The sequence below is a fragment of the Enterobacter cloacae complex sp. 2024EL-00711 genome (assembly GCF_047529885.1).
Lineage (GTDB): Bacteria > Pseudomonadota > Gammaproteobacteria > Enterobacterales > Enterobacteriaceae > Enterobacter > Enterobacter ludwigii.
Genome location: NZ_JBLIZC010000005.1, coordinates 355,509 through 377,021, shown reverse-complemented (window position 1 = coordinate 377,021; position 21,513 = coordinate 355,509). Strand labels below are relative to the sequence as shown.

At 53.0% G+C, this 21,513-nt stretch carries 20 protein-coding genes and 2 tRNA genes; 15 read left to right on the top strand and 7 right to left on the bottom strand.

The features are described 5' to 3' along the window. Positions 1–59: 59 nt before the first annotated feature. Together sfsB and ispB are read right to left on the bottom strand one after the other, a co-directional pair. Complete coding sequence (sfsB, locus tag ACMVME_RS16545; protein WP_014171802.1) at positions 60–347, bottom strand: DNA-binding transcriptional regulator SfsB; 288 nt, start codon at positions 345–347, stop codon at positions 60–62. 231 nt (positions 348–578) lie between these two features. Continuing rightward, positions 579–1,550 carry an octaprenyl diphosphate synthase gene (gene ispB / locus ACMVME_RS16540; protein WP_020883532.1) on the bottom strand — a complete coding sequence of 324 codons (972 nt, stop codon included), beginning with the start codon at positions 1,548–1,550 and terminating at the stop codon, positions 579–581. 256 nt (positions 1,551–1,806) lie between these two features. Here ispB and rplU point away from each other — a divergent pair, with 256 nt between their 5' ends. The 4 genes from rplU (at position 1,807) to cgtA (ending at position 4,645) form a co-directional block, all read left to right on the top strand. Next, positions 1,807–2,118: a 50S ribosomal protein L21 gene (gene rplU / locus ACMVME_RS16535; protein WP_003025032.1), complete on the top strand. Its 312-nt coding sequence runs from the start codon at positions 1,807–1,809 to the stop codon at positions 2,116–2,118. Between the two features lie 19 nt (positions 2,119–2,137). Then, entirely contained in the window at positions 2,138–2,395 is a 258-nt protein-coding gene (gene rpmA, locus ACMVME_RS16530) for a 50S ribosomal protein L27 (protein ID WP_004385076.1), read from the top strand. A gap of 96 nt (positions 2,396–2,491) precedes the next feature. Then, positions 2,492–3,457, top strand: coding sequence for a DMT family transporter (locus tag ACMVME_RS16525; protein WP_014171799.1), 966 nt, complete (start codon positions 2,492–2,494; stop codon positions 3,455–3,457). 15 nt (positions 3,458–3,472) lie between these two features. Next, positions 3,473–4,645 carry an Obg family GTPase CgtA gene (gene cgtA / locus ACMVME_RS16520; protein ID WP_014171797.1) on the top strand — a complete coding sequence of 391 codons (1,173 nt, stop codon included), beginning with the start codon at positions 3,473–3,475 and terminating at the stop codon, positions 4,643–4,645. A 32-nt stretch (positions 4,646–4,677) separates the two neighbouring features. Here the strand turns inward: cgtA and pmrB are convergent, their stop codons facing one another. From pmrB to dacB, 3 genes are read right to left on the bottom strand one after another with little or no spacing between them, the layout of a single operon-like run. Next, on the bottom strand, positions 4,678–5,721 hold the full coding sequence (pmrB, locus tag ACMVME_RS16515; RefSeq protein WP_251858909.1) for a two-component system sensor histidine kinase PmrB: 1,044 nt from the start codon (positions 5,719–5,721) through the stop codon (positions 4,678–4,680). Continuing rightward, entirely contained in the window at positions 5,718–6,380 is a 663-nt protein-coding gene (gene pmrA / locus ACMVME_RS16510; RefSeq protein ID WP_014171795.1) for a two-component system response regulator PmrA, read from the bottom strand. Before pmrA ends, pmrB begins: the two co-directional genes overlap by 4 nt. A gap of 2 nt (positions 6,381–6,382) precedes the next feature. After that, complete coding sequence (gene dacB / locus ACMVME_RS16505; protein ID WP_025202924.1) at positions 6,383–7,816, bottom strand: serine-type D-Ala-D-Ala carboxypeptidase; 1,434 nt, start codon at positions 7,814–7,816, stop codon at positions 6,383–6,385. A 227-nt stretch (positions 7,817–8,043) separates the two neighbouring features. Between dacB and greA the strand changes: the two genes are divergently transcribed. Further along, positions 8,044–8,520 (top strand): transcription elongation factor GreA, encoded by a 477-nt coding sequence (greA, locus tag ACMVME_RS16500; RefSeq protein WP_014171793.1) that lies wholly within the window; start codon positions 8,044–8,046, stop codon positions 8,518–8,520. A gap of 151 nt (positions 8,521–8,671) precedes the next feature. Here greA and yhbY read toward each other — a convergent pair whose 3' ends face one another. Beyond that, the gene (gene yhbY / locus ACMVME_RS16495; RefSeq protein ID WP_003861814.1) at positions 8,672–8,965 is read right to left on the bottom strand and encodes a ribosome assembly RNA-binding protein YhbY; all 294 of its coding nucleotides are present in this window, start codon (positions 8,963–8,965) and stop codon (positions 8,672–8,674) included. Positions 8,966–9,092: 127 nt separating this feature from the next. Between yhbY and rlmE the strand changes: the two genes are divergently transcribed. The 6 genes from rlmE (at position 9,093) to ACMVME_RS16465 (ending at position 14,686) form a co-directional block, all read left to right on the top strand. Further along, a complete protein-coding gene (gene rlmE / locus ACMVME_RS16490; protein WP_014171792.1) occupies positions 9,093–9,719 on the top strand; it encodes a 23S rRNA (uridine(2552)-2'-O)-methyltransferase RlmE in 627 nt (208 codons plus the stop codon). A 102-nt stretch (positions 9,720–9,821) separates the two neighbouring features. Beyond that, positions 9,822–11,756 (top strand): ATP-dependent zinc metalloprotease FtsH, encoded by a 1,935-nt coding sequence (gene ftsH, locus ACMVME_RS16485; protein WP_025202925.1) that lies wholly within the window; start codon positions 9,822–9,824, stop codon positions 11,754–11,756. Between the two features lie 99 nt (positions 11,757–11,855). Next, positions 11,856–12,704: a dihydropteroate synthase gene (gene folP, locus ACMVME_RS16480; RefSeq protein WP_020883535.1), complete on the top strand. Its 849-nt coding sequence runs from the start codon at positions 11,856–11,858 to the stop codon at positions 12,702–12,704. Further along, positions 12,697–14,034, top strand: a complete 1,338-nt coding sequence (gene glmM / locus ACMVME_RS16475) for a phosphoglucosamine mutase (protein WP_014171789.1) — start codon at positions 12,697–12,699, stop codon at positions 14,032–14,034. The genes folP and glmM overlap by 8 nt, the downstream gene beginning before the upstream one ends. Positions 14,035–14,257: 223 nt before the next feature. Then, positions 14,258–14,590 carry a preprotein translocase subunit SecG gene (gene secG, locus ACMVME_RS16470; protein WP_020883537.1) on the top strand — a complete coding sequence of 111 codons (333 nt, stop codon included), beginning with the start codon at positions 14,258–14,260 and terminating at the stop codon, positions 14,588–14,590. 9 nt (positions 14,591–14,599) lie between these two features. After that, positions 14,600–14,686 (top strand) — tRNA-Leu (locus ACMVME_RS16465). Positions 14,687–14,838: 152 nt separating this feature from the next. Here the strand turns inward: ACMVME_RS16465 and argG are convergent. Then, complete coding sequence (gene argG / locus ACMVME_RS16460; protein ID WP_047743771.1) at positions 14,839–16,185, bottom strand: argininosuccinate synthase; 1,347 nt, start codon at positions 16,183–16,185, stop codon at positions 14,839–14,841. Positions 16,186–16,472: 287 nt separating this feature from the next. Here argG and ACMVME_RS16455 point away from each other — a divergent pair. From ACMVME_RS16455 to infB, 4 genes are all read left to right on the top strand, one after another. Beyond that, positions 16,473–16,549, top strand: a tRNA-Met gene (locus ACMVME_RS16455). Positions 16,550–16,756: 207 nt separating this feature from the next. Further along, positions 16,757–17,209, top strand: coding sequence for a ribosome maturation factor RimP (gene rimP, locus ACMVME_RS16450; protein ID WP_014833432.1), 453 nt, complete (start codon positions 16,757–16,759; stop codon positions 17,207–17,209). Between the two features lie 28 nt (positions 17,210–17,237). Further along, complete coding sequence (gene nusA, locus ACMVME_RS16445) at positions 17,238–18,740, top strand: transcription termination factor NusA (RefSeq protein ID WP_014171785.1); 1,503 nt, start codon at positions 17,238–17,240, stop codon at positions 18,738–18,740. A gap of 24 nt (positions 18,741–18,764) precedes the next feature. Beyond that, on the top strand, positions 18,765–21,452 hold the full coding sequence (gene infB, locus ACMVME_RS16440; protein ID WP_014171784.1) for a translation initiation factor IF-2: 2,688 nt from the start codon (positions 18,765–18,767) through the stop codon (positions 21,450–21,452). Positions 21,453–21,513: the final 61 nt, after the last annotated feature.

Below are 21,513 nucleotides of genomic sequence, written 5' to 3'. Positions count from 1 at the left end.
GTTCCGGCAGCCCCCTGCCAGAAATGACCGGGGGGTTGCTGTTCCTGTCAAAAAAACCGCTATTCCTGCGGGTCTTTCTTCACTTTCCTCTGGCGGATCATGCGCGATCTGTCGATAAATTCATGGGTAATGGGATCGTGGTAACGCGAAGGCCAGATCACCCACGGATGCGTATCCAGCGCCGTCGCAATGATCAATTCTCCCTTCGGCCAGGGGCGCGTCAGGGCATTTGCCAGGGTTGAAGAACTCAGGCCATGGCGGCGAGATTCCGCAGCCAGTGATGTGCCTTTTTTGCGCAGTGCCGCAATGATATCTGCTGTGTGCCAGTCGATAAATTTCGTATCCATAACGCTGTCCTTAAGTTCGGATTCACTTACGCCATTTCGTCTGAAACGACTGGCCTTACTATACCCATTTCAATTTCTTGTTCTAAAAAGTTCGCGTTACTGGTAGGGATATTCAGAATAAGGCATGGCTTTATTCATGCGGTCTGTAAACCGGTGCGTTTACGTGAAAGAGGAATATACAGGTGTGTACTGGAATCTCCCCGCGAGGGCCGCGGGGAGGGGAGAGCAGGATTAACGGTCGCGCTGAACGGCGATATGGGCAAGACCAATGAGCGCATCGCGCCATGGGCTGTCCGGGATGACCTGAAGTGCGGCGATGGCTTTATCCGCCTCTTCTTCAGCACGCTGACGCGTCCAGTCCAGCGATCCGCAAATGGCCATTGTTTCCAGCACGGGTTCCAGAAGATGACGACCATTTCCCTGCTCGATCGCTTCACGGATCATTTTCGCCTGGTCGGCTGACCCGTTGCGCATCGCATGGAGTAGCGGCAGCGTCGGTTTGCCTTCGTTCAGGTCATCACCCACGTTTTTGCCGAGCGTTTCGCCGTCTGCACTGTAATCCAGCAAATCATCAATCAGCTGGAATGCGGTACCCAGATAACGGCCATAGTCCTGCAGCCCTTTTTCCTGGGCTTCGCTACAGCCAGCCAGAATGCCGGAACACTGTGCAGCCGCTTCAAACAGGCGCGCAGTTTTGCTGTAAATCACGCGCATGTAGTTTTCTTCGGTGATGTCAGGGTCGTTGACGTTCATCAGCTGAAGCACTTCGCCCTCAGCAATCACGTTAACGGCTTCAGACATGACCTCCAGCACTTTCAGCGAACCCAGGCTGGTCATCATCTGGAAGGCACGGGTATAGATAAAATCCCCCACCAGGACGCTGGCAGCATTGCCAAAGGCGGCGTTGGCGGTGGCTTTACCCCGGCGCATGTCTGATTCATCCACAACATCATCATGAAGAAGCGTCGCAGTGTGAATAAATTCGATCAGTGCCGCGATCGTGACGTGAGCATTTCCCTGATAGCCGACGGCTCGGGCAGCCAGGATGGCAATCATCGGGCGAATGCGTTTACCGCCGCCGCTGACGATGTAATAGCCCAACTGATTGATCAGCTGAACGTCAGAATTGAGTTGCTCCAGGATTGCTGCATTCACACCCGCCATATCTTGCGCGGTTAACTCGTTGATTTTTTCTAAATTCATCGCAAAAGCCGGGCTTTTTATCCTGTTTATCCCATCTTCAATGGGGTAACGAAGGGTTAGGTTTATCAATAGTAGTGCTGATTGTACTGAAAAAACGGCTCAGATAAACGTTACCTTACGCGTTGTGTTTTTTTTCTTCATGTATTGATGGTAGCACTTGTCAAAGGCTCGCGTTTTGCGTAATATTCGCGCCCTATTGTGAATATTTATAGCGCACTCTGATTCATACGAGGATGTGCGCGGAAGCGGAGTTTATATGTACGCGGTTTTCCAAAGTGGTGGTAAACAACACCGAGTAAGCGAAGGTCAGACCGTTCGCCTGGAAAAGCTGGACATCGCAACTGGCGAATCTGTTGAGTTCGCAGAAGTTCTGATGATCGCAAACGGTGAAGAAGTCAAAATCGGCGTTCCTTTCGTTGATGGCGGCGTTATCAAAGCTGAAGTTGTTGCTCACGGTCGTGGCGAGAAAGTTAAAATCGTTAAGTTTCGTCGTCGTAAACACTACCGTAAGCAGCAGGGCCACCGTCAGTGGTTCACTGATGTGAAAATTACTGGCATCAGCGCCTAAGACCTGAGGAGAGATTTAAATGGCACATAAAAAGGCTGGCGGCTCCACACGCAACGGTCGCGATTCAGAAGCTAAACGCCTGGGCGTTAAGCGTTTCGGTGGCGAATCCGTTCTGGCGGGTAGCATCATTGTTCGTCAACGTGGCACCAAATTCCACGCTGGCAACAACGTAGGTTGCGGTCGTGACCACACTCTGTTTGCTAAAGCAGACGGTAAAGTGAAATTTGAAGTTAAAGGCCCGAACAACCGTAAATACATCAGCATCGTTGCTGAGTAAGGTTTTCTCGGTCCGGTAACGGATTAAAGCCCCGCAACCTGTTGCGGGGCTTTTTACATTGGAAACCCGGTAATTTTTTCTGTAGGGAAAACGGGCATGAAGCAGCAGGCCGGCATTGGTATTCTTTTGGCGCTCACGACCGCAATGTGCTGGGGTGCGCTGCCAATTGCAATGAAGCAGGTACTGGAAGTGATGGAGCCGCCAACGGTGGTGTTTTATCGCTTTCTGATGGCAAGTATCGGCCTTGGGGCCATCCTCGCGATCAAAGGTAAGCTTCCGCCGTTGCGTATCTTCCGTAAACCGCGCTGGCTGGTGTTGCTGGCTATCGCGACGGGTGGCCTGTTCGGTAACTTCATACTGTTCAGTTCTTCCCTGCAGTATCTTAGCCCCACGGCGTCGCAGGTGATTGGTCAGCTTTCACCGGTCGGCATGATGGTCGCCAGCGTCTTTATCCTCAAGGAGAAGATGCGTGGCACGCAAATTATCGGGGCGAGCATGTTGCTCTGTGGTCTGGTGATGTTCTTCAACACCAGTCTGATAGAGATTTTTACCCGACTAACGGATTACACCTGGGGTGTGATCTTCGGAGTGGGAGCAGCAACGGTTTGGGTGAGTTATGGCGTCGCGCAAAAGGTGTTATTGCGTCGTTTGGCCTCACAGCAGATCCTCTTTTTGCTGTACACTTTGTGTACAATAGCATTATTGCCGTTAGCAAAACCGGGTGTGATTACCCAGCTTAGCGACTGGCAACTGGCGTGCCTCATTTTTTGTGGGCTGAACACGCTGGTCGGTTATGGCGCGCTGGCCGAAGCGATGGCGCGCTGGCAGGCAGCACAGGTGAGCGCACTCATTACGCTTACCCCGCTGTTTACGCTGTTATTTTCAGATTTGTTATCAATGGCCTGGCCCGATGTCTTCGTCAGACCGATGCTCAACATGTTGGGCTATCTCGGTGCGTTTGTCGTGGTTGCGGGCGCGATGTATTCCGCCATTGGTCATCGTCTTTGGGGGCGTTGGCGCAAAAATGAAGCGGTCGTAGTAGTCCCCCGCTCAGGCGAATGAGTTACGGAGAGTAAAATGAAGTTTGTTGATGAAGCGACAATCCTGGTCGTGGCAGGTGATGGCGGCAATGGTTGCGTGAGCTTCCGCCGTGAGAAATATATTCCACGTGGCGGTCCTGACGGCGGTGACGGCGGGGACGGCGGTGACGTGTGGCTGGAGGCGGATGAGAACCTCAACACGCTGATCGACTACCGTTTCGAAAAATCCTTCCGCGCTGAGCGTGGTCAGAACGGTCAAAGCCGTGACTGTACGGGCAAACGCGGTAAAGACGTGACCATTAAGGTTCCGGTCGGTACGCGTGTGATTGACCAGGGGACGGGCGAAACCATGGGCGATATGACCAAACACGGTCAGCGTCTGATGGTGGCGAAAGGCGGCTGGCACGGTCTGGGTAACAGCCGTTTCAAATCGTCCGTTAACCGTACCCCGCGTCAGAAAACGATGGGTACGCCGGGCGACAAGCGCGATCTGCAGCTGGAGCTGATGCTTCTGGCCGATGTCGGGATGCTGGGTATGCCAAACGCCGGTAAATCGACGTTTATTCGCGCGGTCTCTGCAGCCAAGCCAAAAGTGGCGGATTATCCGTTTACCACGCTGGTACCAAGCCTGGGCGTTGTCCGTATGGATAACGAGAAGAGCTTTGTGGTTGCTGATATCCCGGGTCTGATTGAAGGTGCTGCAGAAGGTGCCGGTCTGGGTATCCGCTTCCTGAAACACCTTGAGCGCTGCCGCGTACTGCTGCATCTCATCGATATCGATCCAATCGACGGTTCCGATCCGGTAGAAAATGCCCGCATCATTATCGGCGAGCTGGAAAAATACAGCGAAAAACTGGCGAACAAGCCGCGCTGGCTGGTCTTTAACAAGATCGATCTGATGGATAAAGCCGAAGCGGAAGCGAAAGCGAAAGCCATTGCTGAAGCGATGGGCTGGGAAGATAAATACTACCTGATCTCCGCGGCAAGCCAGGTTGGCGTGAAAGATCTGTGCTGGGATGTGATGACCTTTATCATCGAGAACCCGGTTGTTCAGGCTGAAGAAGCGAAACAGCCAGAAAAAGTCGAATTCATGTGGGATGACTACCACCGCCAACAGCTCGAAGAGCTGGAAGTGGAAGAGGAAGAAGACTGGGACGACGACTGGGATGAAGACGACGAAGAAGGTGTCGAGTTCATCTACAAGCACTAATCGCAGTTTAAAGCCCCCGGAAGGGGGCTTTTTTATTGCAGGCTGGACGGCAACCAGCAGCTGGCGATTAAGCCGCCCTCAGCACCATTCTCCAGCGTCAGCTTGCCGTGGTGGAGCTGCACGATACGTTGCACAATACTCAGCCCCAGGCCGCTGCCACCGTAGCGCTGGTCAAGACGACGGAACGGTTCAGTAATCGACTGGCGGTGCGCTTCATCTATCCCCGGCCCCTGATCGATAACGCTGACCTGTGTCCCCTCGTCAACGTCGGCCAGAGTCACGCGAATCGTTGTGCCTGACGGACTGTAGCGCCCGGCGTTCTCAAGCAGATTGCGCAGCATCAAACGCAGAAGTACCGCATCACCCTGCACCGTGAGCGGACTTTTGTCCGGCCATATCACTGTATGCTCTTTGGCTTCATGTCCAAGACCGAGCGGCATGATGATATCGTCTGTCCAGTTGACGGTTTCATAGTGACCGCTCGCCATCGCCTGTCCGGCACGGGACAACATCAGCAGTTGCTCAACCGTGTGCATCAGCTGATCGATACGGGTAATTAACGTCGTGGCCTGGGGAGAGCCAGACTGTGCCATCAGTTCCAGATGCAGTCTGATCCCCGCAAGCGGCGTTCGCAGCTCGTGAGCGGCGTCCGCGGTGAAGAGACGTTCCTGTTGAATGGTGTGATCCAAACGGGCGAGGAGCTGGTTGAGCGAGGTTGTGACGGCACCAATTTCTTCCATGTCGGAATAGACAGGGAGCGGGGTTAAGTTATCCGCCGAGCGGTTCGCCAGGCTGACGCGCAGTTGATTCAGGGGCCGGGTTATCCAGGTGACCGCCCAGAATGAGAAGCACAGCGTAAAACCGACCATCACCAGAGAGGGGACCAGCAGCGAGGCAATCGCTTCACGGATCTCTTTCTCGACATGATTATTGCGCGATTTCGCCGAGAGCGTTTCGTTGACCAGAAAACCAATCTGTTCACGGCTTTCATGCCAGAGCCAGATCACGCTTATCAGCTGGAAAAATAACAGAATGACCGCCAGCAGAACCATTAATCGCCGACGCATGCTGTTCATTTCTGGCTCTCCAGACGATAGCCTACGCCACGGACAGTTTTAATCCGGTCTTTACCCAGTTTGCGACGCAGATTGTGAATATGCACTTCGAGGGTATTTGAGCCCGGATCGTCCTGCCAGGAGTAAATATCCTGCTGCAGGGTTTCGCGGTGTACCGTTTGTCCGCTGCGCATAATCAGGCGCGTCAGCAGCGCGAACTCTTTAGGGGTTACTTCAACCGGCAGGGACTGGCACAGCACCTGCTGGGTTTGCAGATTCAGCGTAATATCGCCGTCGGTCAGTAAGTTATCGCTGTGTCCCTGATAACGACGAATCAACGCCCGTACCCGCGCCTGAAGCTCCGCAAGGGCAAACGGTTTCACCAGGTAATCATCAGCGCCAGAATCGAGGCCGTTGATACGATCTTCAATGGCATCACGTGCCGTCAGGATCAATACTGGATTGGCGATACCCCGGCGGCGCCACTGGCTTAGCTGCGTAGCGCCGTCTTTATCCGGTAAGCCTAAATCGAGGATCACCAGACTGTATTCGCCGCTCTGGATCAGGGCATCCGCCTCAGCCGCCGTGGCGGCGCAGTCGAGGGCATATCCTTCATTGGCCAGCGCCAGAGCCAGCCCTTCCTGCAATAACAGATCGTCTTCAACTATGAGTAGTTTCATCGCTAGTTATTCTGGTAGATGTCCTTATAAAGCCTGCTTTCGAAGCGAACCAGTGGAATACGACGATTACGCTGGTCGGTCGGTTCGACGGCATAGCCGGAAAGATACTGCACGAATGCCATGCGTTGCCCGCTGGCGGTAGTGATGAAGCCTGCAAGGTTATAAACCCCCTGCAGTGAACCTGTCTTGGCTGAAACTTTTCCATCCACCCCGGCCGCATGAAGGCCGGCACGGTACTGAAGCGAACCGTCATGCCCGGCAAGTGGCAGCATCGAAATAAAGTTTAGCTCAGTGTCATGTTGTGCAATGTACTGAAGTACTTGCATCATCGTTGCCGGGGAGATCAAATTATGCCGCGATAACCCGGAGCCATCGACGGCAATGGTGTTGCCAAGATCGATCCCCGCCTGTTGGCGCAGGATCTGACGTACGGCGTCGGAACCCGCACGCCAGGTTCCTGGCACGCCGAAACGCGCGTGACCAATCATGCGGAACACCGTGTCAGCAATCATGTTGTCAGACTTTTTCAGCATAATCCGTAGCAAATCGTGCAGCGGCGCAGATTGTTTGCTGGCGATGACCGTACCGGGTTGATTAACCTGCGTCTGGCGCAGCAGGGTACCGGAATAGGTTATTCCCGCCTGCTTCAGTTCATCCTTGAGAATGGCACCCGCATAGCTTGCGCCATCCTGTATCGCAAAGGCCAGCGGCAGCGGGTCGGCGCGCTGTGTCAGGCACCCGGTCAGCGTGAAGCGGTTGAGATCGCCTGGCACCACGTCCAGCTCGCAATATTGCGCATCCGGGGAGCCTTTTGCGAGGGTACGAACCTGGCTGAACATCGTCACCGGGTAGTAAGACGCCACGCGAATAAACGCTAAGTCATCCGGTTTTGGCGCGCTGTAAAGTGAAATGGAGAAGCAGTTACGATCCACAATCGCGGCGGCTGGCGGAGCGCTAAAGCACTGCGTCATGTCGTTCCACGGCCATCCTGGCGCTTTATCGTGGCTGGCAAAAATAGAGGTGTCGATCAATACATTGCCATCAATCTTCTGTACGCCAGATTTTTTCAGCGACGCGACCATGTTGCGGATATCCTGGCGTTTAAACGTAGGATCTCCCCCGAAACGAGCGATAAGATCGCCTTTCAGTTCGCCACCCTCGATGTTGCCTTTGGTCTCGAGCGTGGTGGTAAAACGGAAGTCAGGCCCAAGCTGAAGCAGGGCGGCGAGTGCGGTGATCACCTTCTGGGTACTGGCAGGCAGCGCCATCTGTTGACTGTGATAGTCAATCTCTGGCGACTGCGCCCCGACCTTCTGCACCATCAAGGCAAGGTTGGCACCTGCGGGGAGCTGATTAATGTACTCATCAACATTCGCGGCCTGAACGCTGAACGCTATACTGGTAGTCAATCCGATGATAAATCTGGAAAATCGCATAATCTCGCGCTAACAACCCGAAAACAAACCGTCATACTACGGTGCATAGCACTGCAAAGTAAACGATGACCCATAGTGAACTTCGCGGTAAAATGCGTATCAAATTGAAAATTGTTGCTGACCTGGGGCTTCGCTCCCGGGTCGGTTTTCTTTTTGCTTCTGGCCCGCTCATGGGGGCCGGGGCAGGGAACACTGCTCCCAACAGGAATGTTTAAGAGGTATAACAAATGCAAGCTATTCCGATGACCTTACGTGGTGCCGAAAAACTGCGCGAAGAGCTGGATTTTCTGAAATCCGTTCGTCGCCCTGAAATCATCGCCGCTATCGCGGATGCGCGTGAGCATGGCGACCTGAAAGAGAATGCTGAATACCACGCGGCGCGTGAGCAGCAGGGCTTCTGTGAAGGGCGTATTAAAGATATCGAAGCAAAACTGTCCAATGCGCAGGTTATCGATATCACCAAAATGCCTAACAATGGCCGCGTCATTTTTGGTTCAACCGTTACCGTGCTGAACCTGGACAATGACGAAGAGCAGACTTATCGCATCGTGGGTGATGATGAAGCGGACTTTAAACAGAATCTGATTTCGGTGAACTCCCCGATTGCTCGCGGCCTGATTGGCAAAGAGCAGGATGATGTTGTCACTATCCGCACCCCGGGTGGCGAAGTGGAATACGAAATTATTAAGGTTGAATACCTGTAATTCGCATCTCGACTAAGATGTTGATACATTGTAAAGAAAAGAAAAAGGCCGCATAGCGGCCTTTTATCAACTCAAGGAGCGTGGCATTTTGCTCACCTGCTGACAGAAATCCCTCGTTTTACACAGAAAATGTGTTCGATTCAGGATATCCTTAGCGTGGCAGCGAGATTTTACGCTCTTTAGATGGGCGATAGAGCACCAGCGTTTTACCGATGACCTGTACATTACAGGCACCCGTTTCACGCACGATGGCTTCCACGATCAGGTTTTTAGTGTCTCGGTCTTCAGAGGCGATTTTCACCTTGATCAGCTCGTGGTGTTCCAGCGCTTGTTCAATCTCGGCAAGCACCCCTTCGGTCAAACCATTGTTGCCAAGCATGACTACAGGCTTGAGCGGATGTGCCAGACCTTTAAGGTGCTGTTTTTGTTTAGTACTCAGATTCATCGTATATTTTTGCTTACGTTGGGATTGAAAACGGTTCATTCTACCGCCATCTCCCTTATATCGCCAAATAGCTGCGTAGAAATTTACGTCACAGGCAAGTAACGATGAACCAGGACGGAAATGTTAAATGACAGGTAAAAAGCGTTCTGCCAGCTCCAGCCGCTGGCTTCAGGAACACTTTAGCGATAAATATGTTCAACAGGCACAGAAAAAGGGGTTGCGTTCCCGTGCCTGGTTTAAACTTGATGAAATACAGCAAAGTGACAAACTTTTTAAGCCGGGAATGACGGTTGTCGATCTCGGTGCAGCACCTGGCGGATGGTCCCAGTATGCGGTTACGCAGATCGGCGGAACGGGCCGAATCATCGCATGCGACCTTTTACCAATGGATCCCATCGTCGGTGTCGACTTCCTTCAGGGCGACTTTCGTGATGAATTAGTGCTGAAAGCGCTACTTGAGCGTGTAGGTGATAGTAAGGTCCAGGTTGTCATGTCAGATATGGCACCAAATATGTGTGGAACACCGGCGGTGGATATCCCCCGCGCCATGTATTTGGTGGAGCTAGCGTTAGAAATGTGTCGTGATGTACTAGCGCCTGGTGGTAGTTTTGTTGTGAAGGTGTTTCAGGGCGAAGGTTTCGAGGAGTATCTTAAGGAAATTCGCTCCCTGTTTGCGAAGGTTAAAGTTCGTAAGCCGGACTCTTCCCGGGCCCGTTCCCGAGAAGTGTATATTGTAGCGACCGGGCGAAAATGATAACCCGCGTCTTTCAGACGAAAGTTTGAATGACACGGGATATAGAGTATCCTGACGCTGTTTTTAACACAGTTGTAATATGAGGTTAATCCCTTGAGTGACATGGCGAAAAACCTAATACTCTGGCTGGTCATTGCCGTTGTGCTGATGTCAGTATTCCAGAGCTTTGGGCCCAGCGAGTCGAATGGCCGCAAGGTGGATTATTCTACCTTCCTGCAGGAGGTCAATCAGGACCAGGTTCGCGAAGCGCGTATCAACGGACGTGAGATCAACGTTACCAAGAAAGATAGTAACCGTTACACGACTTACATCCCGGTGAACGATCCTAAGCTGCTTGATAACCTTCTGACCAAAAACGTCAAGGTGGTAGGCGAGCCGCCAGAAGAACCAAGCCTGCTGGCTTCTATCTTCATCTCCTGGTTCCCGATGCTGCTTCTTATTGGCGTCTGGATCTTCTTTATGCGCCAGATGCAGGGCGGCGGTGGCAAAGGTGCCATGTCGTTCGGTAAGAGCAAGGCGCGTATGCTAACGGAAGATCAGATCAAGACCACATTTGCCGACGTTGCAGGTTGCGACGAAGCAAAAGAAGAAGTGGGCGAACTGGTTGAATACCTGCGCGAGCCGAGCCGTTTCCAGAAACTGGGCGGTAAGATCCCGAAAGGCGTTCTGATGGTAGGGCCTCCGGGTACCGGTAAAACCCTGCTGGCGAAAGCCATCGCGGGTGAAGCGAAGGTGCCGTTCTTTACTATTTCAGGTTCTGACTTCGTTGAAATGTTCGTGGGTGTTGGTGCATCTCGTGTGCGTGACATGTTCGAGCAGGCCAAGAAGGCAGCACCGTGCATTATCTTCATCGATGAAATCGACGCCGTAGGCCGCCAGCGTGGCGCAGGCCTGGGCGGTGGTCACGATGAACGTGAACAGACGCTGAACCAGATGCTGGTTGAGATGGATGGCTTCGAAGGTAACGAAGGTATTATCGTTATCGCGGCGACTAACCGTCCGGACGTTCTTGACCCTGCGCTGCTGCGTCCAGGCCGTTTCGACCGTCAGGTTGTGGTTGGTCTGCCGGATGTACGTGGTCGTGAACAGATTCTGAAAGTTCACATGCGTCGTGTACCGCTGGCACCTGATGTCGACGCGGCAATCATCGCGCGTGGTACGCCGGGCTTCTCCGGTGCTGACCTGGCAAACCTGGTCAACGAAGCTGCACTGTTTGCTGCTCGCGGTAACAAACGCGTTGTGTCGATGGTGGAGTTCGAGAAAGCGAAAGACAAAATCATGATGGGTGCGGAACGTCGCTCCATGGTGATGACGGAAGCGCAAAAAGAGTCCACGGCTTACCACGAAGCCGGTCACGCGATTATCGGTCGCCTGGTGCCGGAACACGATCCGGTGCATAAAGTGACGATTATTCCGCGCGGTCGTGCGCTGGGTGTGACGTTCTTCCTGCCGGAAGGCGATGCCATCAGCGCCAGTCGTCAGAAGCTGGAAAGTCAGATTTCAACCCTTTACGGCGGTCGTCTGGCTGAAGAGATTATTTACGGCGCGGAACATGTTTCGACCGGTGCGTCCAACGACATTAAAGTCGCGACCAACCTGGCGCGTAACATGGTGACCCAATGGGGCTTCTCCGAGAAGCTGGGTCCCCTGCTGTATGCGGAAGAAGAAGGCGAAGTGTTCCTGGGCCGCTCCGTGGCGAAAGCGAAACACATGTCCGATGAAACCGCACGTATCATTGACCAGGAAGTGAAGCTGCTGATCGAGCGTAACTACAATCGCGCCCGTCAGATCCTGAACGATAACCTGGACATTCTGCATTCGATGAAAGATGCGCTCATGAAATATGAAACCATCGATGCTCCGCAGATTGACGACTTGATGGCTCGCCGCGAAGTGCGTCCGCCAGCGGGTTGGGAAGACCCAGGCGCTTCCAACAATTCTGACAACAATGGCACACCGCGTGCGCCGCGTCCGGTCGATGAACCGCGTACGCCGAACCCGGGCAACACCATGTCAGAACAGTTGGGCGACAAGTAAGTCACTGCTGTTGAAGTCTATGTTTGCACCTCAAACCCTGGAGCTTGCTCCGGGGTTTTTCTTTTCTGTAAAACCATATTGATACCAGGGATTTTGACCATGAAACTATTCGCCCAGGACTCGCATCTCGATCTCTCACATCCGCATGTGATGGGTATCCTGAATGTCACGCCTGACTCCTTCTCTGACGGCGGCACGCATAACACGCTTATCGAGGCTGTGAAGCACGCAAATTTGATGATTAACGCGGGCGCCACCATCATTGACGTAGGCGGGGAATCGACGCGCCCTGGGGCGGCAGACGTTTCGGTTGAAGAAGAACTGGCGCGCGTGGTGCCTGTGGTTGAAGCTATCGCACAGCGGTTCGAAGTGTGGATCTCCGTCGATACGTCTAAACCTGAAGTGATCCGTGAAGTCGCGAGAGTGGGTGCTCACATCATCAATGATATTCGCTCGCTGACGGAGCCTGGCGCACTGGAGGCGGCCGCGGAGACCGGGCTACCGGTTTGCCTGATGCACATGCAAGGACAGCCGAAAACCATGCAGGAAGCGCCAAAGTATGACGATGTTTATGCCGACGTAAATCGCTTCTTTATTGAGCATATTGCACGTTGTGAACGTGCGGGTATCGCAAAAGAGAAATTGCTGCTCGACCCGGGGTTCGGTTTCGGTAAAAATCTCTCTCACAATTATGAGCTGCTTGCGCGCTTATCGGAATTCCATCATTTCGACCTGCCATTGCTGGTTGGTATGTCGAGAAAGTCGATGATTGGTCAGTTACTGAATGTAGGGCCGAGCGAACGTCTGAGCGGAAGCCTGGCCTGCGCTGTAATTGCGGCGATGCAGGGTGCGCACATTATTCGTGTCCATGACGTTAAAGAAACAGTAGAAGCCATGCGTGTAGTGGAAGCTACACTGGCAGCGAAGGAAAACAAACGCTATGAGTAATCGTAAATATTTTGGTACCGATGGTATTCGTGGGCGCGTGGGTGATGCGCCAATCACCCCTGATTTTGTACTGAAACTGGGCTGGGCAGCGGGTAAAGTCCTTGCGCGTCATGGCTCCCGCAAAATCATCATTGGTAAAGATACCCGTATCTCCGGGTATATGCTGGAGTCAGCGCTGGAGGCCGGTCTGGCTGCCGCGGGGCTTTCCGCTTCCTTCACTGGCCCAATGCCAACGCCTGCTGTGGCATATCTGACGCGTACTTTCCGTGCTGAAGCAGGGATTGTGATTTCGGCCTCGCATAACCCGTTTTATGACAACGGCATTAAATTCTTCTCCATCGACGGCACCAAGCTGCCGGATGAAGTGGAGGAGGCGATCGAAGCGGAGATGGAAAAAGAGATCACCTGTGTCGACTCCGCCGAGCTGGGTAAAGCGAACCGCATTGTCGATGCCGCGGGTCGTTACATCGAATTCTGTAAAGGTACTTTCCCGAACGAACTGAGCCTGGCCCATCTTAAAATTGTGGTGGACTGCGCCAACGGTGCGACTTATCACATTGCGCCGAATGTTTTCCGCGAACTGGGTGCGAACGTGATTACCATCGGCTGTGAGCCTGATGGCCTGAATATTAACGAACAGGTGGGGGCGACTGACGTTCGTGCTCTGCAGGCGCGCGTTCTGGCGGAAAAAGCCGATCTGGGCATCGCACTGGATGGCGACGGCGATCGCGTGATCATGGTCGATCACGAAGGTAATAAGGTCGACGGCGACCAGATCCTCTATATCATTGCGCGTGAAGGTCTGCGTCAGGGCCAGCTGCGCGGCGGTGCAGTAGGCACGCTGATGAGCAACATGGGTCTGGAGCTGGCGCTGAAACAGCTGGGTATTCCATTTGTCCGTGCAAAAGTGGGCGACCGCTATGTGCTGGAAAAACTGCAGGAAAAAGGCTGGCGCATTGGGGCTGAAAACTCAGGCCACGTGATCCTGCTGGATAAAACCACCACCGGAGACGGTATCGTCGCTGCGCTGCAGGTTGTTGCCGCCATGGCGCGCAACCATATGAGCCTGCACGATCTCTGCAGCGGCATGAAAATGTTCCCGCAGATCCTGGTGAATGTGCGTTTCACAGCCGGTAAAGGCGACCCGCTGGAAAATGAAAATGTGAAAGCGGTGATGGCTGACGTTGAAGCCGCCCTGGGCAACCGTGGGCGTGTTCTGCTGCGTAAGTCTGGAACCGAACCGCTGATCCGCGTAATGGTGGAAGGCGAAGACGAGGCGCAGGTGAATGAATTTGCACACCGTATTGCGGATGCCGTAAAAGCTGCATAGTTTTTCACGTTAAGTGATTAAAAAGGCGGCGCTTGCCGCCTTTGTTTTGAGCAATTGATGGCATTTTGCTGTTTTTTTCCGCAGTTGATACAATGCGTCAAAATTGCCCTTGCGAAGCACATTCGCTTTGGTTAGTATTCACACCCGCTTCAGTGGGAAACAAAAATCCTGCTAATTGGTCGAAGCATTGGTATGCGGCAAATCCGCAAGGAACAGGTTGATTATGTACGAAGCTCTTTTAGTTATTTTCCTTATTGTAGCCATCGCTCTCGTAGCGCTGATCATGCTGCAGCAAGGTAAAGGCGCTGATATGGGAGCCTCCTTCGGAGCAGGCGCTTCCGGTACGCTGTTCGGTTCAAGTGGTTCTGCGAACTTCATGACCCGCACAACGGCGATTCTGGCTACGCTGTTCTTCATCATCAGTCTGGCGCTTGGCAATATCAACAGCAACAAGACCAGCAAAGGAAGCGAGTGGGAAAATCTGAGCGCGCCAGCGAAAACTGAGCAGACTCAGCCAGCTGCACCGGCTAAGCCGACCAGCGATATCCCGCACTAAGTATTCAGTACCGAGGTGGTGGAATTGGTAGACACGCTACCTTGAGGTGGTAGTGCCCTAACGGGCTTGTGGGTTCGAGTCCCATCCTCGGTACCAATATTCCAGAAGAAAGACGTCGAAAGACGTCTTTTTTTTCGTCTGTAGAAGGAGCGTTTTCGTCGGCAGGTACGTTCGTGCCAGCGGGACCGGTTCTGCAGCGATCGTAAAAAAGGCGCCCACTGGGCGCCTTTTGCATTTCTGCGTAAGCCTTACTTCTTAACGCTGTGCTCCAGGTTTTCAACCTGCGGCAGGCCATTACCGGCGCTTGCGGAGAGCAGGCCATTCTCAACGTAGTTGAACAGCTTCTCACGGGTATCGGTGATGTCCAGGTTACGCATGGTCAGCTGGCCAATACGATCGTCCGGAGAGAACACGGATTCACCTTTCTCCATGGTCAGACGTTCTGCTTTATAAGTCAGGTTGTCGGACATGGTGTTCAGAATAGAGTAGTCATTCCCGCGACGCAGCTCCAGCGTCACTTCACCGGTGATCGCGCTTGCCACCCAACGTTGCAGTGCATCACGCAGCATCAGGGCCTGTGGGTCGAACCAACGGCCCTGGTACAGCAGTTTACCCAACTGACGACCATGAGAGTGATACTGCTCGATGGTGTCTTCGTTGTGAATACCGGTCAGCAGACGCTCATAAGCGATGTGCAGCAGCGCCATCCCAGGGGCTTCATAGATGCCACGGCTTTTTGCTTCGATAATACGGTTTTCAATTTGATCGCTCATGCCCAGACCATGACGGCCACCGATACGGTTAGCTTCCAGCATCAGTTCCACATCGTCAGAGAAGGTCTTGCCGTTCAGGGCAACCGGATGGCCGCGCTCGAAACGCACGGTAACTTCTTCCGCCTGGATTTTGACGTTTTCGTCCCAGAACTTCACACCCATGATCGGGTTAACGATCTTCACGCTGGAGTTCAGGAATTCCAGGTCTTTCGCTTCGTGCGTCGCACCCAGCATATTGGAATCGGTAGAGTAGGCTTTCTCAACGGACATCTTATAGTCGAAGCCACAGGCGATCATAAACTCGGACATTTCATGACGGCCGCCCAGCTCGTCGATAAAGTCGGTATCGAGCCACGGTTTATAAATCTGCAGCTCGGCGTTGGTCAGCAGGCCATAACGATAGAAACGTTCGATATCGTTTCCTTTATATGTACTGCCATCACCCCAGATGTTTACGCCATCTTCTTTCATGGCGGCAACCAGCATGGTACCGGTCACTGCACGGCCCAGCGGGGTGGTATTGAAATAGGTCAGGCCGCCGGTGGTATTATGGAAAGCACCACACTGAATAGCAGCAATACCTTCAGCGACCAGTTGCTTACGGCAGTCAATCAGGCGCGCGTTCTCTGCGCCATACTCTTTAGCGCGACGAGGGATTGCATCATAATCGTCCTCATCCGGCTGACCCAGGTTCGCAGTATATGCATACGGAACCGCTCCCTTCTGGCGCATCCACAGCAGTGCAGCGCTGGTATCCAGGCCGCCTGAAAAAGCGATGCCAATACGTTGTCCTACCGGAAGATGCTTGAGAATCGTCGTCATAAAATAAAACCCTGCTTGATTGACTGATTAAGAGACCGCTTTCGCTCTCGATGCATGTTTATGCAAAATAAGTGAGTATTCATTTAATCATCTTTTGTCGATGACCGGAAGAGACTCGTGCGTTTTTTGTAAAATTTTCCCTTTGTTTGACCTGGCGGAAACTGGCTTGACAGGTGGGGTTCACTATCAATATACTAAACGCCGATTTTACGTCCCGTCTTCGGTACCAAATCCCAGCATTATTTGCAAATTCTCTCCAAAACGCGTAGAATTTGCCACGTTTCAGGCGCGGGGTGGAGCAGCCTGGTAGCTCGTCGGGCTCATAACCCGAAGGTCGTCGGTTCAAATCCGGCCCCCGCAACCACTTTCCCATAAAGTTCTTTTTCAAATATACTGTGAAGACTTAGAGCCTTCGTAGCTGGATTTGAAAAAATTCTTTCGGAGAGTGCTCCAGGCCGCAGTTGCGGCTATAGGGTTCAGTTATCTAAAGCCCCGATTTATCGGGGTTTTTTGTTATCTGACTACAGAATAACTGGGCTTTACGCCCTTTTTTTATGTCTTGGGGGTGGGCTTGTCCACATTAGAGCAAAAATTAACAGAGATGATTACTGCACCGGTCGAAGCACTGGGCTACGAACTGGTCGGCATCGAATTCGTTCGCGGCCGTACATCGACGCTGCGCATCTATATTGATAGTGAAGATGGCATCAATGTTGATGATTGTGCTGATGTTAGCCACCAGGTGAGTGCGGTTCTTGATGTTGAAGACCCGATTACCGTTGCGTACAACCTGGAAGTTTCCTCACCCGGCCTCGATCGCCCGATGTTCACGGCCGAGCACTATGTGCGCTTTACCGGTGAAGAAGTGGCTCTCGTTCTGCGTATGGCCGTACAGAACCGCCGTAAATGGCAGGGAATTATCAAAGCCGTTGATGGTGAAATGATCACGGTTACAGTCGAAGGCAAAGATGAAGTGTTCGCGCTGAGTAATATCCAGAAGGCGAACCTGGTTCCCCACTTTTAACAGTCTGGATTGAGGTGAAAAGCCCGCGATGAACAAAGAAATTTTGGCTGTTGTTGAAGCCGTCTCCAACGAGAAATCACTGCCGCGTGAGAAGATTTTCGAAGCGCTGGAAAGTGCACTGGCTACAGCAACCAAGAAAAAATACGAACAAGAGATCGATGTTCGCGTAGAAATCGATCGTAAAAGCGGTGACTTCGATACATTCCGTCGTTGGGTAATCGTTGAAGAGGTGACCCAGCCGACGAAAGAGATCACCCTGGAAGCGGCGCGTTTTGAAGACGAAAGCCTGAACGTGGGTGACTATGTTGAAGATCAGATTGAATCTGTCACCTTCGACCGTATCACCACGCAAACCGCAAAACAGGTTATCGTCCAGAAAGTCCGTGAAGCTGAGCGCGCGCTGGTTGTCGATCAGTTCCGCGATCAGGAAGGTGAGATCATTACCGGCGTGGTGAAGAAAGTAAACCGCGACAACATCTCTCTGGAAATCAAATCGGAAGGGCTGCCAGGTAACGCTGAAGCCGTTATCCTGCGTGAAGACATGCTGCCGCGTGAAAACTTCCGCCCGGGTGACCGTATTCGTGGCGTTCTGTATGCCGTACGCCCTGAAGCGCGTGGTGCACAGCTGTTTGTGACCCGTTCCAAGCCAGAGATGCTGATTGAACTGTTCCGTATCGAAGTACCGGAAATCGGCGAAGAAGTTATCGAGATTAAAGCGGCTGCCCGCGATCCGGGTTCACGCGCGAAAATCGCGGTGAAAACCAACGACAAGCGTATCGACCCGGTCGGTGCTTGCGTAGGTATGCGCGGTGCGCGTGTTCAGGCGGTTTCTACCGAACTGGGCGGTGAGCGTATCGATATCGTCCTGTGGGACGACAACCCGGCGCAATTCGTGATTAACGCAATGGCTCCGGCGGATGTGGCGTCTATCGTTGTTGACGAAGACAAACACACCATGGATATCGCTGTTGAAGCGGGCAACCTGGCGCAGGCAATCGGCCGTAACGGTCAGAACGTACGCCTGGCGTCACAGCTGAGCGGCTGGGAACTCAACGTAATGACCGTTGATGACCTGCAGGCTAAGCATCAGGCTGAAGCCCATGCGGCGATCGATACCTTCACGAAATACCTGGATATTGACGAAGATTTCGCCACTGTTCTGGTTGAAGAAGGTTTCTCTACCCTTGAAGAACTGGCCTATGTGCCAATGAAAGAGCTGCTGGAAATCGACGGTCTTGATGAAGCCACCGTTGAAGCCCTGCGTGAACGCGCTAAAAACGCACTGACCACCCTGGCACTGGCTCAGGAAGAAAGCCTTGGCGATAAGAAGCCGGCTGATGACCTGCTGAATCTGGAAGGTCTTGATCGTGCGATTGCGTTCAAGCTGGCTGCCCGTGGTGTTTGTACGCTGGAAGATCTCGCTGAGCAAGGCGTTGATGACCTGGCCGATATCGAAGGTTTAACCGACGAGAAAGCCGGCGAACTCATCATGGCCGCACGTAATATTTGCTGGTTCGGCGACGAAGCGTAATAAACTGTAGCAGGAAGGAACAGCATGACTGATGTAACTGTAAAATCGCTGGCTGCCGAGATTCAGACCTCCGTGGACCGCCTGGTACAGCAATTTGCTGATGCAGGGATCCCGAAGTCCGCTGATGACTCGGTGAACGCGCAAGAAAAACAAACCTTGTTAGCGCACCTGAACCGTGAACACGGTTCGACGCCTGACAAGCTGACGCTGCAGCGCAAAACGCGTAGCACGTTGAATATCCCTGGTACCGGTGGTAAAAGCAAATCGGTACAAATTGAAGTCCGCAAGACACGCACCTTTGTAAAACGTGATCCGCAAGAGGCAGAACGCCTTGCTGCGGAAGAGCAGGCACAGCGTGAAGCGGAAGAACAAGCTCAGCGTGAGGCAGAAGCGACTGCCAAACGTGAAGCAGAATTAAAAGCTGAACGTGAGGCCGCAGAAAAAGCGAAACGCGACGCAAGTGATAAAGTGAAGCGTGAAGCTGCGGAAAAAGACAAAGTGAGCAATCAACAGACCGACGAAATGACAAAAACCGCCCAGGCTGAAAAAGCCCGCCGTGAAAATGAAGCTGCCGAGCTGAAGCGTAAAGCGGAAGAAGAAGCCCGCCGCAAGCTTGAAGAAGAAGCTCGCCGTGTAGCTGAAGAAGCGCGCCGTATGGCTGAAGAAAACGAGAAGAACGGTGTGAACCCTGCTGAAGCGTCTGAAGACACCAGCGATTATCACGTCACCACTTCTCAGCATGCGCGCCAGGCAGAAGACGATAACGACCGTGAAGTTGAAGGTGGTCGTGGCCGTACTCGCAGCACCAAAGCTGCTCGCCCAGCCAAAAAAGGCAACAAGCACGCTGAATCTAAAGCTGACCGTGAAGAAGCACGTGCAGCGATCCGCGGTGGTAAAGGCGGCAAGCGTAAAGGTTCCGCACTGCAGCAGGGCTTCCAGAAGCCAGCTCAGGCTGTTAACCGTGACGTAGTGATTGGTGAAACCATCACCGTTGGCGATCTGGCCAACAAAATGGCGGTTAAAGGCTCTCAGGTCATCAAAGCGATGATGAAACTGGGCGCAATGGCCACCATCAACCAGGTTATCGACCAGGAAACTGCGCAACTGGTAGCCGAAGAGATGGGCCACAAAGTTATCCTGCGTCGTGAAAACGAGCTGGAAGAAGCAGTAATGAGCGACCGTGACACCGGCGCAGCGGCAGAACCGCGCGCGCCTGTAGTGACCATCATGGGTCACGTTGACCACGGTAAAACCTCTCTGCTCGACTACATTCGTTCGACGAAAGTGGCCTCCGGTGAAGCGGGTGGTATTACCCAGCACATCGGTGCGTACCACGTAGAAACCGACAACGGCATGATCACCTTCCTGGATACCCCGGGCCACGCAGCGTTTACCTCTATGCGTGCTCGTGGTGCTCAGGCAACGGATATCGTTGTACTGGTTGTTGCTGCAGATGACGGCGTGATGCCACAGACCATTGAAGCTATCCAGCACGCGAAAGCGGCGCAGGTGCCTCTGGTGGTTGCAGTGAACAAGATCGATAAGCCAGAAGCTGACATGGATCGCGTTAAAAACGAACTCTCCCAGTACGGTGTTATGCCGGAAGAGTGGGGCGGTGAAGCGCAGTTCATCCCTGTATCTGCGAAAGCCGGTACCGGTATCGACGACCTGCTGAACGCTATCCTGCTGCAGGCTGAAGTTCTGGAGCTGAAAGCGGTTCGTAAAGGTATGGCGAGCGGCGCGGTTATCGAATCCTTCCTGGATAAAGGTCGTGGTCCGGTTGCAACCGTTCTGGTTCGTGAAGGTACGCTGCATAAAGGCGATATCGTTCTGTGTGGTTTCGAATACGGTCGTGTTCGTGCGATGCGTAACGAACTGGGTCAGGAAGTTCTGGAAGCAGGTCCGTCCATTCCAGTGGAAATCCTGGGCCTGTCCGGTGTGCCGGCTGCGGGCGATGAAGTGACCGTCGTACGTGACGAGAAGAAAGCGCGTGAAGTTGCACTGTATCGTCAGGGCAAATTCCGTGAAGTTAAACTGGCTCGTCAGCAGAAATCTAAACTCGAGAACATGTTTGCGAACATGACCGAAGGCGAAGTTCACGAAGTGAACATCGTTCTGAAAGCCGACGTTCAGGGTTCTGTGGAAGCGATCTCCGACTCCTTGCTGAAACTGTCTACTGACGAAGTGAAAGTGAAGATCATCGGTTCTGGCGTAGGGGGTATCACCGAAACCGACGCCACCCTGGCTGCTGCATCGAATGCAATCCTGGTCGGCTTCAACGTACGTGCTGACGCGTCTGCACGTAAAGTGATTGATGCTGAAAGTCTGGATCTGCGTTACTACTCCGTCATCTATAACCTGATCGACGAAGTGAAAGCTGCGATGAGCGGCATGCTGTCTCCAGAGCTGAAACAGCAGATCATCGGTCTGGCTGAAGTGCGTGACGTGTTCAAATCACCGAAATTTGGTGCGATCGCGGGCTGTATGGTTACCGAAGGTATCATCAAACGTCACAACCCGATCCGCGTACTGCGTGACAACGTGGTTATCTACGAAGGCGAGCTGGAATCCCTGCGCCGCTTCAAAGATGACGTTAACGAAGTCCGTAACGGCATGGAATGTGGTATCGGCGTGAAGAACTACAACGACGTTCGCGTTGGCGACATGATCGAAGTGTTCGAGATCATCGAAATTCAGCGTACGATTGCTTAATCATCGATGCAGGCCGGGTAAGCAAAGCGCCACCCGGTAATAATTTTAAAAGGGGCTTTTT